A 12,536-nucleotide genomic window follows, 5' to 3' on the forward strand; every position below is an offset into this window, starting at 1 on the left:
ATTGTGACTAACTGTCATGTTCGTGCAACAGGTTTTTCGTTATTTGAGCTTGTTTTAGTAGTTGTTTTACTGGCAGTTATTATGGTTTTTGCTATACCTCAATACATAGGCATTAAAGATCAGGCACACAATGCGAGTGTGGATGTGGTGGCTGGTGGATTTGCCTCTGCGGTGTTGATGGTCAAAGGTCAGTGGGAATTATCGGGGCGTCCAAAGGGCGTTAATAATACAACACATATTAATTACGGAGGTGTCATTGTTGGTGTCGATGGACACAGAGGCACACCAACGGGTGATAAAACGACTAATACTGATACGCGGGCCAGCGCAATGACTGCACTGCAATGCCAAAAAGTATTAAGGGTAATTTTACAAGATGCGCCTACAAGCACATTAAGCACCGAGGTTTCTATAATAACCAAGGTGAGTTATTTAGTGCGTTATAACACTAAAAACAACCAGTGTATTTATTATTTAACTCATAATTTAAACACCAATAACCTACCTACCGATGGCGCCGTTATGGCTAAAAAAGTAGGGTTTTCGTACTTTCCAACAACAGGCAAAGTGCAAATTTTTAAAAACTAAGTAATTATAAAGAGGCTTACTTATGAAAACGCAGTCATTAAAACAACCAATGAATAAGCAAGCAGGTTTTACGCTTGTCGAACTAATAATTGTAATTGTAATTTTAGGTATTTTAGCGGTGACCGCTGCCCCTCGTTTTTTAAACCTGCAGGGTGATGCTAACGCTTCTACACTCGAAGGTTTACAAGGCTCAATTCGCAGTGGTATGAACATCGTTAATGGTAAATCTATTATCGCAAGTACCCATAAAAAAGATGCTGATTTGGTTTCTGTAGATAGTGGTGCAGACGTCCCCACTGTTTATGGCTACCCCGCAGCGACAGAAGCAGCTTTTGAAGCTTTTTTAGATGTAGAATTTGCATCTGATGACTCTGCAGATTTTAACCTTGTAGAAACGTCTAATGGTACTAATGGTACTACTGATGCTGGTGCCGTACCAAAAGTTACTATTTACCCAAACAGCTATACTGCAACAGGGGATGCAACTACAGATGACAAATGTCGTATTGAGTACACTCAAGCAACGGCGACTACTGGGCCAGTGAACGTGACGCCGCCTAAAGTTGAGCTTTTTATAGAAGGCTGTTAATTGCATAAATGAATAGCAGTAGTAATCAACGATTGCGTGGCTTCACACTGGTTGAATTAATTATTACTTTAGTTATTTTGGGCATACTGTCGGTAACGGCAGTGCCCAAGTTGCTAGGAAGTTCAACAGAGCAAGCATACTCATACAGAGATAGGGTATTAAACGCCCTGCGCACAGTACAATTACGCGCGATGCAAAATACTGCAACAAGCAGCTGCCATAAACTGTATATTTCACCTACCTTGGTTGCGGGGCCAGAGCCAGAAACCTGTACTGGCGGCCCAAGTACCAATAATAGCGAGCATTTAGTTGTTGCTATAAATACCGAGCGCAGCGACGTACGATTTAATGCCTTAGATAGTAATGCTAATGTGTTTACGCAAATTAACTTTGACCCACTTGGGCGAGCAGATCAAAATTGCACAGTACAATGTAAAATTGACCTGGGTCTAGCCGCGGTGTGCATTAGCGGTGGAGGGCTTATTTATGCCTGCCCCTAAAATACAATCAGGTTTTACCTTAATTGAGTTGATTATTGGCATTGTGATGTTTGCTATTGCGCTAAGTATCATTACAGCGCTTATAGCACCTCAAGCAAAACAAAGTGCCAAGCCTATTGTCGCACTCAGGGCCTCAGAGCTTGGGCAAGCATTAATGAACGAAATATTAGCTAAATCATTTGATGAACATAGCGAGCGCACGCCACCATTTAGGCGCTGCTCCGAAACAAGCTTAGGGGCCCAGCCTTGTAGTACTCATTCTGAGCTTGGTGCTGATAGCGGTGAAGCACGGGCTAATTTTAACGATGTTGATGATTACATTGCGCTCACAGGGCAGCCTATTAGTGATAGTTTAGGGAATACATTAGCGCAATACAGCGACTTTTCACTGGCTGTAAACGTGCAATACGACAGCGACCTAAACGAGGCGACCAATAACGATGGCGTTGCCTTTAAACGAATTACCATTGAAGTAACCTCACCCTTGGGGCAAGTGTACGGCTTTAGTGCATATAAAGGTAATTACTAATGAATAGAGCAAAGCAAAAGCGTGGCTTTACCTTAGTTGAGCTATTACTTGTGATGGTAATTATTGGCATTTTAGCCGTAGCGTCATTTTCGTTTATTAGCGCCGGATTTAATATTTACAGCCAAGGTGTGAAACGCCAAGAAGCGGTGGCGCAAAGTCGCTTTGTTTTAACCCGATTAAGTAAAGAGCTTCGCCATGCAACCCCTAACTCACTGCGCTTAAATTGTGATAACGCCAGCAATGGAGCGTGTAGCACGCAGCAATGTTTAGAATTTACGCCGTTTTTATCTGCCACTCATTATACCGATTACTTACCCACTAGTGCCCCTTTTGAGATTACCGCCGTGAATTTTGCGCTTAATAATTTAACTGAGCCACAAATAAACGATTGGGCAAGTATTTATCCATTAAATAGCAGCGATATATACGATGAAAGTCAAAACAAACGCCTACAAGTTAGCGGCTACAGCGCCGTTACAAGTGAGCTAGATACATGGCAATTTAGCAAAGCATTTGCTCAAGAGTCACCGAGTAAGCGTCTTTATTTATTAGATCAGCCCGTTAGCTTTTGTGTAGAAGGTAATTCACTGTATCGCTATAGCAACTACGGCTTTACTACAAATCAATTAAACGCCGCCAGCTTACAGGTTAGCTCGGGCGTTAAACGCGATTTAATGAGTAATTATATTGCCAATAACTTAACGAGCAGAGCCTTTTTTACGTTAAGTGAGATTTCGCTACAGCGCAGCGCGGTTGTTAATGTGTTTGCGCAAATGGGGTTTAACGACACCGAACAAATAAGTATTAGCCATGAGGTGCATGTGCCTAATGTCCCTTAATATAAAAAACATCAGTTTTGCTAAAAAGCAGCAGGGTAATTTGCTCATAATTACGTTGGTGATCAGTGTCACTTTGCTGGCACTAGGGCTGGCGCTTTCTAAAGTGTTATCGGGTGCGGCGCAGCAAAATACCATTGAGTATTACGGCGCGCGCGCTTACATGGCAGCCCAAAGCGGATTAGAAACCGGCTTAAGCGAAATTTTTGCACTAAATAGCACTGCGCAAACATGTAGTGCAGTAACCACCAGTAGGAGTTTTAGCACCCTCTATCTAGCCAATTGTGAAGTTGAACTGAGCTGTAGTGAATACATAGCCTTACCCGATAGCAGCACCCGCTCTGGCACCGTTAATATTTACTACTTACAAAGCTCTGCAACGTGCGCCGCCAATGATTGTGCTGCCGGTGCAGCATGTCAAAAGGAATATTGGCAAACCCAACGTACTCTAAGTGTGGAGGCTAAAACACTACCATGAGCAAATATACCCTCTGTATTTTATGTTTAATAAGTTTGCTACTAAGCCGATGTGCTATGGCTGTACCGCCTAAAATTGAAGGGCGATTTATAGAGCTACAAGACACGTACACTTCACCCATATGGACAAAAATAAATTTTCAGCAGCAATACATAACCCCTCCTGCGGTATTTATGTTGTCCACTAATCAAGGCGGTAACCCCGCTATAGTGAGAATACGCAATGTAACAACCACAGGGTTTGAAGCATTGCCACTTGAGCCATCAGGAGAAGATGGCGAGCATATAACCATGGGCGCGCACTATTTAGCGGTAGAATATGGAGTGCATGAATTTCCTGATGGGACCATTATGGAAGTCGGAAACACCGACTTACGCCTTGAACTACAATACGGTGATAAGTCGGGGTTTGCCCCCATCACGCCTAAAGGTTACAAATCACTGACTTTTAATAAACCGTTTGCCGTAAGGCCTAACTTTTTTCATTCGTTACAAACACTAAATAGTTTAGATAGTAACCCGCCGTCTCAAGCGCTTGTGCCTTTTTTAACCATTGCAGTGCAAAGTGGTTCCTTATCTACAAGCGGGGTAAATATAGCGTTAGAGGCCTCAGAAACCGCATTAGGTGTTATTCAAACTGAAACGGTGGCCTACATGGCTGTAGAGCCTGGCAGTAATCGCACCTTTACCGATGACAATGGGGTAGAAGTGTCCTGGGAGACCTTTTTTACAGGATTCGAAGTTGATGGTTGGAATGATGGGTGTAACTACTTTAATTTTAACAATAACTTTAGTGAGGCACCGCTGGTGGTGGCAAGTAAAAATTCCCGACTTGAAGAAGACGGTGGGTGGCTGCGCAGCTGTAATTTAAGAGCGGATCGGTTAGGGCTGGTGGTTGATGAAGACCGTGATGGCGACAGAGAGCGTAACCACGTAAAAGAAGAAGCCTCTATATTGGCCATGACCAGTACGTTTGTATTTAATGGCGATATTTTAGATTGCGATACTTTATTTCCTGGCGCTATTTCTACCTACAATGATGGACAAGTGCAGCTTGTTCAAGGTGTGGAAATAACCGATAGCAATGCACAATTTATTACCACCACTAATTTAATATCAACTGCACTCACCAACCCACCCTTGTGTAATGGCCAAGGCTGTGTAGCCACAGGGTATAACTCCCTTGAGCCAAATCAAGCTGCGCAAGTACCCACGGTCACAAACGATGGAAGCTCTACCGGTGATGTGCCTGTATCGTTAGCTGGCGATTATTTTTATGACGAACTAGCACTTAACTTATTGGAAGATGAGTATAAGGTAACAGCGCCCACCCGTATCTTTTTAAAAGATACATCGTCGCTAATTGCTAGCGCATTTTTGAACATAGGCAAAACGAATATTGCGGTTGAAGAAGGGGCGTATTTAGCTATATATGTCGATGGTGATGTTGCCATTGCGGCCGATGCAAATATTGCTGCATATATTGTCGCAACGGGGGAGGTAAGAATTGCTCAAAATGTCACATACCATGGCTCTATAACCGCTGCAACACAAGTAATAACCGAGGGCAGCTCTACGTTTGATGCGTTAACAGTGCCAGAGAGTATTCCTGGATTTTGCGGTATTTTTACGCCGGTTTTGCTTGATCACTACCGCATATCATTAAGTGATAACCAAGGCTTAACCTGCCAAGCAAAAGAAATGACATTAACCGCCTGTGCAAACGATGCATGTGATTTACTGTACGATGAGCCTTCCGCACTTGACCTGTCTCCAGATAACAGTGGCCAGCAAAGCTGGGTAAACGGTGAAATTGTTACCTTTACAGGCTCTGCCACAGTAGCGCTTGCAAAGCGTACCACAGGCACCGTCACACTTGGCTATAATACCGCCGACCCATCTGCACCGCTGCGTTGTTATATTAATGGTAATAACGTAGGGCTGGGCGGGTGCAAAGTGGTTTTTTCTGATGCAGGGTTTATTTTTAATAACGACACAGCCAATACAGCGAGTATCCCCACTCAATTATCTGGTAAGCTCTCTAACGAGGGTTTTAATGCCGCCGAGCTATCCATTCAAGCGGTTAAAACAAATACCACAACAGGCGTATGCGAAGCCGCATTCCCTGCAGGTGGTCAAGTTGATTTAGATTTAGCTTATACCTGCAGTACCGGCGCTACGTGTTCAGATCCAATACAACTTAGTAATAATGCGAATACGTATAGCGTGCAGCAAGCATATCAAACTTTTTCGCTCACCTTTGATCAAGACTCAAAAGCCCCTATTGCTATTAACTACCCTGATGCCGCTAAATTAAGTTTAAATGCACGGGCAACAATTGTATTAGACCCAGTAACTAATTTATCAGTAAGCTTAACCGGCAGTTCTAACGAATATGTAGTTAAGCCCTTTGGATTAGCGATGCAAGTTGCAAGTGATGGCTATGCTCAAACAGCAAGCGATAGTTTATTTAGATTAACGGGTGAGTCATTTGATTTAAAAATGAATGCAGTACAGTGGCGTGCAGGGCAAGACAATAACAACGATGGGATACCTGATAACTATAGCGCTATTCATAGCAATCCCATTGCCAAACACTTCATTAGCGAGTCTCCTTTAGTAACACATAGCTTAGTATTACCCGGCTCTGGGAATGAGGGGCAAATTGAAGCGCTAAGTACCCTTGCCTTTACAGATACGGGAAGCTTGAGTGAATCCATATCGCAGTACGCTTATGACCAAGTGGGTATTATAAACGTATTTGCGGGTTTACAAGATGGCGATTATTTTGGTGTGGGCGATGTAAAAGGGCAGCTAAACAACGTAGGGCGGTTTGCTCCATCGCACTATCAAGTATTAGGTGTTCAAGCTGCTGCGCAATGTACACAGTTAGGCAGTAATTTAACCTATTTAGATCAGCCCTTTGAGCTTGGTTTTACGGTACAAGCACTTAATCATAACAACCAGCTAATGGCTAATTACAAACAAGGCTTTGAAAAAGCCCAAGTACAAATAAATGCCGAAAACAATCAAGCTGGTAATTATGTACCAGCAACCACGCTAACCAGCAGGTTAGCCAATATAAGTAGCAACAGTTGGAACACTCTAGCCGATGGACAGTGGCAAATGAGCGACAGCACAGCCATGTTAACGCGCTTGGCTATAAATAACCCCGACGGCCCATTTACTATGGTTAATCTTATGGCCACCGTCACTAATACAGAAGGGGCTACGTTAATTGATGCCAACGATGAGCCGAGTACGCAAGCGAGCTGCAGCACTGATTGCAATAGCGTGCGTTTAAATGATGTGCCAATAGACTTTCGCTTTGGACGCTTAGTGCTAGGCAACAATGCCGGCTCAGATTTAGACTCATTACGTGTGCCTATGCAGGCTCAGTACTTTGATGGAGCAGGCTTTGTATTAAATACCGAAGATAACTGCAGTGTATTTGAGCATCCGCAGTTATCCCAAATATCGCCATCAACGCCAATATTAAGCTATGAGTATGGTGCAGGCGCAGCGGGTTCATTAGAGGAAGGCAGCTACCCTACAAACAATGCTATTTATGCAATACCAAATGGCAGTGGTACATTTACATTAGAATACGAAACAGAAAATTGGTTAAAGTGGGATTGGCTTGGTGATAATTCACAGCAAGATCCCCATGCTATTTTGCAATTTGGTCGCTTTAGAGGAAATGATCGGGTTATTTACTGGCGTGAAACAAGAGAATAGTTGTAAACTAAGATAATAATTGAACAAAGCTTGTGTTTTGTGCTTCAAGTACATAGCATAAGGCATTGGGTGTATTGATTTTTGATGGTTGAAAAATGTTCAGCTTTCAAAAGTGAGTACACTCTAATAAACAATAATAACGACCAAATAATTGCCGCTTTTTGGGACTGGAATATATGCGAATTGCTCCTTTATCTCTGTTAATTTCCGCTAGTTTGTTAGCTAGTAGTGCATTTGCACAAGACACAGCAACAGTAACCGGAATTGAATCAGAGATTAGTATTAAACAAACAGAATACGATAACTCGACACAAATACTTGAAAAACACTTAAAAGAAGAAAGTCAGTTACAAAACCAACTTGAACTACTTCGTTCTCGCTCTACAGAGCTTGATAAAGAGAAAAACCAATCACTTGATGCGATGAACGAAATGTATCGCCGCTTAATTGACGATCCTACGCTTGATATTAGTGCTGCCCAATCGCGCTATCAAAAAGCCGTGGTTGATCATAAGCAAAATAAAGACGACATCTCAATGCAGTTGGCGGCAATTGCATCTCATCGTAAAGATATAGAGCAAATTCGTGTTGCAAAACATACGCTTTTAAACACCTTAGAAAGCTTAAAAGAGCAATTAACTACAGCCCGAGTAGAGCGTTTACGTAATGAGTTTACCCGCGAAGGTACACTTGAAGTAAACCACACAATTAACTGTAAGCGTACCGAAACGCTCGCAGCCTGTGAGCAACGCGGCCAGCAAATGGGTTTACAAAAAGCCACTAAGCGCTTTGTTGATCAAATATTTGCTAATTTAACAGAAGAGCGAATTGTTGAACCAAAACGCAACATGGCAGGCGCACAAGTACAAATTTTAAGTAGCCATGTAGTTAACAGTGCATTTAGCGGACAAGGCAATTACAACGTTAACTTAAGCGTAACCATGCGCGGCGAAGTAAACAGCAGCCGCCTATGTAACTTATTAAACGTAGATAACCGTTATTGTTCTGAATATGGCTCGCCACTCGCGACAGCGTATCAGCCTGGTTACGGTACAACCTACTCTGATAGTCAGTTAACATTCAGCAACGCCGCGGATAATACCGACACTGTGTCTGTATCGCGAATGAACAATCAGCCAGTGCGCGATTATTCAGTGAAAGCTGCACCTACAAAAAAAAACTATCCATCAATTATAAATAAAGAGAAAAATCAGCAAGTTGAGCTGACTTTACGTTCAAATGTTTACGATGATGAAGTGTTTATTGATGGGGTGAGCTTTGGCTCTACGCGTTTAGTTACGCGTTTACCGCGTGGTGTGCATAACGTAGAAATACGTAAATTAGGTTATAAGCCTTACAAAGTAAGAGTTGATTTAACCAAAGCACAGACTATTCATGCTAACTTAGTAAAAAAGTCTGAGTCGATTGCTGCACCGGCTTACACTCGCGAGCAACCAAAACCTGTAAGTCGTACAGCAAGCACTAATCGCTCTGCTGATGTACAAAATAATGTTGTAGTTGTGCCCGCCGGTAAATTTAAGATGGGCGATATTAACGGCAATGGTTTAGCAAATGAACGCCCGGTTATTGAAAAAGTGATAGCCAGCTCATTTGCTATGCAAACCAAAGAGGTTACCGTAGGTGCCTACGAAGCGTTTGTAGCAAGTACTGGGTATAAAACACAAGCAGAGCAAAGCAAAGGGTGTGCTTATTATTTAAATGGCGAACCCGTATGGGAAGCTAATTTAAACTGGCGTAACCCAGGTTTTGAGCAAAGCAGCGATTTTCCTGCTGTGTGTTTAACATTTAACGACGCGAAAGCGTACGCCGAATGGCTCTCTGGCGAAACCGGCCAGCAGTACCGTTTACCTAATGAAGTTGAATGGGAATACGCCGCTCGCGCAGGTACAGAAACAGAATACCCTTGGGGTAACGAAATAGGTAAAAATTTAGCTAACTGTGGTTGGTGTGGTAGCGAATGGTCAAACAAACGTGCAGCACCGGTGGGTTCTTTTTCTCCTAACGCATTTGGGTTATATGACACCGTAGGCAATGTGTGGGAATGGACAGCTAAAGAGTCGGGCGAATCTGATGTTGCAGTAAGAGGCGGGGCGTGGAACTTTGCACCAAGCCTTGCACGTGCTTCAACACGATTAATTTTAGCGCCAGATTTTAGATCTAACTACATTGGCTTTCGCTTAGTCCGCGAACGATAGCATTTAACCAAGGAAGCCTAGCTTCCTTTTTTCACAAATTAACAAAGGTAGTTGCGCTTTATATTGCTCATCTAATTAGGCATGTTAAAGTGAGTGCAGCTAACATAAGAACGTATTTCAAAGGTCATCCAGCCTCATGTTTAAAAAACTCCGTGGTATTTTTTCAAACGATCTATCGATCGACTTGGGTACAGCCAATACCCTTATCTATGTAAAAGAAGAAGGTATTGTACTTAACGAACCTTCAGTTGTAGCTATTCGTCAAGAACGCGCTGGTGGACCTAAAAGTGTTGCTTCTGTGGGTACAGAAGCAAAACAAATGCTAGGGCGTACACCGGGTAATATTAAAGCGATTCGCCCAATGAAAGATGGCGTAATAGCCGACTTTTATGTAACCGAAAAAATGTTACAACACTTTATAAAACAAGTGCACAACAATAACTTTATGCGCCCAAGCCCGCGTGTACTTATTTGTGTACCGTGTGGTGCAACCCAAGTAGAAAAGCGTGCAATCCGCGAATCAGCAATGGGTGCCGGCGCGCGCGAAGTGTACCTAATTGAAGAGCCAATGGCCGCAGCAATTGGTGCTGGGCTACCAGTATCAGAAGCAACCGGTTCTATGGTTGTTGATATTGGTGGTGGTACTACCGAAGTTGCTATTATTTCACTAAACGGTGTTGTTTACTCATCGTCTGTGCGTATTGGTGGCGATAAATTTGATGAAGCCATTATTAATTATGTACGCCGTAACTTTGGTAGCCTAATTGGTGAAGCAACGGCTGAAAATATTAAGCATCAAATTGGCTCTGCTTTTAAAACTGACGAACCAATTGAAATTGAAGTACGCGGTCGTAACTTAGCCGAAGGTGTTCCTCGCTCATTTACACTTAACTCGCACGAAATTTTAGAAGCACTCCAAGAGCCGCTAATGGGCATTGTAAGTGCCGTAATGGTTGCACTTGAGCAGTCTCCACCTGAGCTTGCATCGGATATTTCAGCTCACGGTATGGTTCTGACTGGCGGTGGTGCACTATTAAAAGATTTAGATCGTTTATTAATGGAAGAAACAGGCATTCCTGTGGTTGTTGCCGATGATCCACTTACGTGTGTAGCACGTGGCGGCGGTAAAGCACTTGAAATGATTGATGTTCATGGTGGTGACGTTTTTAGTTACGATTAATGAAATTACTGTTTGGACAAACCATCTCTTTGCAACTGCGACTTTTTGTCGCAGTGCTTTTGAGCATAGTGCTCATTGCGGGCGATAAGTTTACACAAGGCGGCACGGTTGTACGTACAAGCCTCAATACACTTGTCAGCCCATTAATTTACGTTGCCAACCTACCTTACGAAATATTTAGCTTAGGTGCTAAAAGCCTGCATACCCGCGATCAGTTACTGAGTGAAAACGAAGCGCTGAAAAAGAAACAAATGCTACAAAGCGAGCAATTGCAGCAATACCAATTTTTAGCCCGCGAAAACCAAAAGCTACGCGCTTTACTTGGCTCATCGGCTAAGCAATCTAATCGTAAAAAAATAGCCCAAGTACTTTCTGTACATTCAAACCCTTATAGTCATCAAGTGGTTATTAACCGCGGTACCACCGACGGCCTAAGCGAAGGCCAAGCCGTAATTGATGAAATGGGGGTTGTTGGCCAATTAACAAAAGTAGGCTCTACCACATCGCGCGTGCTACTAATGACCGACACAACCCATGCTACGCCGGTACGTATACTACGAAACGACGTACGCACGGTAGTCGAAGGCATAGGTAAAATTAACGTTGTTAAGCTTTCGCATGTACCTCATAGCCTTGATGTGCGCATTGGCGATGTACTTGTGACCTCAGGGCTTGGCGGTACGTTTCCTGAAGGTTATCCGGTGGCTGTTGTCACCGAAATAAACCGCGATGAAGGGCGCCCATTTGCTCAAGTATTTGCAGAGCCTATTGCACAGCTAGACCGTATTCGTTTGTTGGTTATTTTATGGCGCAATCAACAGGAGCAAATCAGCGATGATTAATCGTTATTCATTGTTAATTGCCCTAAGCATCTTTTTTGCTTTAATTATGGCATTAATGCCACTGCCTTTTTCGTTTGAGCCCTTCAGACCTGATTGGGTGTTACTGGTATTAATGTACTGGTCGCTGGCAGTGCCGCATAGATTAAATATTGGTACCGCGTGGGTTGTTGGCCTACTCATGGACTTAGCCTTAGGCTCGCCATTAGGAGTTAACTCACTCACGTATTCTATTTGTATATTTGTGACCGCAAGTAACTTTCAAAAAATACGTAACTTTTCGCTTTGGCAGCAAAGCTTATTAGTGGGCTTATTTTTAACCTTGTATCACCTAATGCAATTTTGGTTAAATCACTTTTTATTAGGTGTTTATTTTAATCCACAATACCTGTGGCCAGTGGCGACCGGTATGGTCAGCTGGTTTTGGGTCTTTTTACTTCTTCGCAAATACCGTAGACATTTTAGGATCAGGTAATGACAACCGCAGTATATTTGGCATCAGCCTCCCCGCGACGTAAAGAGTTGTTGAGTCAGTTAGGCATTGAGTTTGAACAGTTCAGTGTAGATGCAGATGAAACCCCACTTGCAAACGAGCAGCCTCATGCATTGGTTGAGCGCTTAGCCCGCTTAAAAGCGCAAACAGGCGTAGCGCTTGGTTACACAGACCGCCCAGTGCTTGGTAGCGATACTGTGGTTGTTATTGATAACGAATCGTTGGGTAAACCACGCGATAAAAACGATTTTATAACAACACTTAAACGTTTATCTGGTAATACACATCAAGTGCTTACTGCCGTTGCTTTTGCTACACAAACAGATGTACTAAGTTGTGTGGTGAGTACCGATGTGACCTTTAAAACCCTCAGCGATGAAGAGATAAATAGCTATTGGGAGTCAAACGAGCCACAGGATAAAGCCGGTGGTTATGGCATTCAAGGCTTAGGTGGTCGCTTTGTTACACACATTGCGGGTAGCTATTTTGCTGTTGTAGGCTTACCTTTATACGAGACCGAACAATTATTACAAGCATTCCTAAGAAGGTAA

At 43.0% G+C, this 12,536-nt stretch carries 12 protein-coding genes; all 12 read left to right on the forward strand.

The annotated features are described in order from the left end of the window. Window positions 1-3 precede the first annotated feature (3 nt). The 12 genes from B4F91_RS13965 (at window position 4) to B4F91_RS14020 (ending at window position 12,536) form a co-directional block, all read left to right on the forward strand. Window positions 4-588: an agglutinin biogenesis protein MshB gene (locus tag B4F91_RS13965; protein ID WP_286937748.1), complete on the forward strand. Its 585-nt coding sequence runs from the start codon at window positions 4-6 to the stop codon at window positions 586-588. A 22-nt stretch (window positions 589-610) separates the two neighbouring features. Then, the gene (locus B4F91_RS13970) at window positions 611-1,177 is read left to right on the forward strand and encodes a prepilin-type N-terminal cleavage/methylation domain-containing protein (RefSeq protein ID WP_054982904.1); all 567 of its coding nucleotides are present in this window, start codon (window positions 611-613) and stop codon (window positions 1,175-1,177) included. A gap of 8 nt (window positions 1,178-1,185) precedes the next feature. Next, window positions 1,186-1,677, forward strand: a complete 492-nt coding sequence (locus B4F91_RS13975) for a type IV pilin protein (protein WP_288635895.1) — start codon at window positions 1,186-1,188, stop codon at window positions 1,675-1,677. After that, entirely contained in the window at window positions 1,664-2,206 is a 543-nt protein-coding gene (locus B4F91_RS13980; protein ID WP_126005702.1) for a type IV pilus modification PilV family protein, read from the forward strand. The genes B4F91_RS13975 and B4F91_RS13980 overlap by 14 nt, the downstream gene beginning before the upstream one ends. Beyond that, window positions 2,206-3,045, forward strand: a complete 840-nt coding sequence (locus tag B4F91_RS13985; RefSeq protein ID WP_273609587.1) for a PulJ/GspJ family protein — start codon at window positions 2,206-2,208, stop codon at window positions 3,043-3,045. Before B4F91_RS13980 ends, B4F91_RS13985 begins: the two co-directional genes overlap by 1 nt. After that, window positions 3,035-3,520: an agglutinin biogenesis protein MshP gene (locus B4F91_RS13990; RefSeq protein ID WP_286937751.1), complete on the forward strand. Its 486-nt coding sequence runs from the start codon at window positions 3,035-3,037 to the stop codon at window positions 3,518-3,520. Before B4F91_RS13985 ends, B4F91_RS13990 begins: the two co-directional genes overlap by 11 nt. Window positions 3,521-3,576: 56 nt before the next feature. Next, a complete protein-coding gene (locus tag B4F91_RS13995; protein ID WP_288635898.1) occupies window positions 3,577-7,257 on the forward strand; it encodes an H-type lectin domain-containing protein in 3,681 nt (1,226 codons plus the stop codon). Window positions 7,258-7,433: 176 nt separating this feature from the next. Next, entirely contained in the window at window positions 7,434-9,473 is a 2,040-nt protein-coding gene (locus B4F91_RS14000; protein ID WP_286937754.1) for an SUMF1/EgtB/PvdO family nonheme iron enzyme, read from the forward strand. Between the two features lie 136 nt (window positions 9,474-9,609). Then, window positions 9,610-10,653: a rod shape-determining protein gene (locus B4F91_RS14005; protein ID WP_002958401.1), complete on the forward strand. Its 1,044-nt coding sequence runs from the start codon at window positions 9,610-9,612 to the stop codon at window positions 10,651-10,653. Then, window positions 10,653-11,495 (forward strand): rod shape-determining protein MreC, encoded by an 843-nt coding sequence (gene mreC, locus B4F91_RS14010; RefSeq protein ID WP_024032490.1) that lies wholly within the window; start codon window positions 10,653-10,655, stop codon window positions 11,493-11,495. Before B4F91_RS14005 ends, mreC begins: the two co-directional genes overlap by 1 nt. Continuing rightward, window positions 11,488-11,967, forward strand: a complete 480-nt coding sequence (mreD, locus tag B4F91_RS14015; protein WP_004585757.1) for a rod shape-determining protein MreD — start codon at window positions 11,488-11,490, stop codon at window positions 11,965-11,967. Before mreC ends, mreD begins: the two co-directional genes overlap by 8 nt. Further along, window positions 11,967-12,536, forward strand: coding sequence for a Maf family protein (locus tag B4F91_RS14020; RefSeq protein WP_024032489.1), 570 nt, complete (start codon window positions 11,967-11,969; stop codon window positions 12,534-12,536). Before mreD ends, B4F91_RS14020 begins: the two co-directional genes overlap by 1 nt.

Origin of the sequence: Pseudoalteromonas sp. UBA6610, assembly GCF_002433295.1 — a bacterium.
GTDB classification, from domain to species: domain Bacteria; phylum Pseudomonadota; class Gammaproteobacteria; order Enterobacterales; family Alteromonadaceae; genus Pseudoalteromonas; species Pseudoalteromonas atlantica.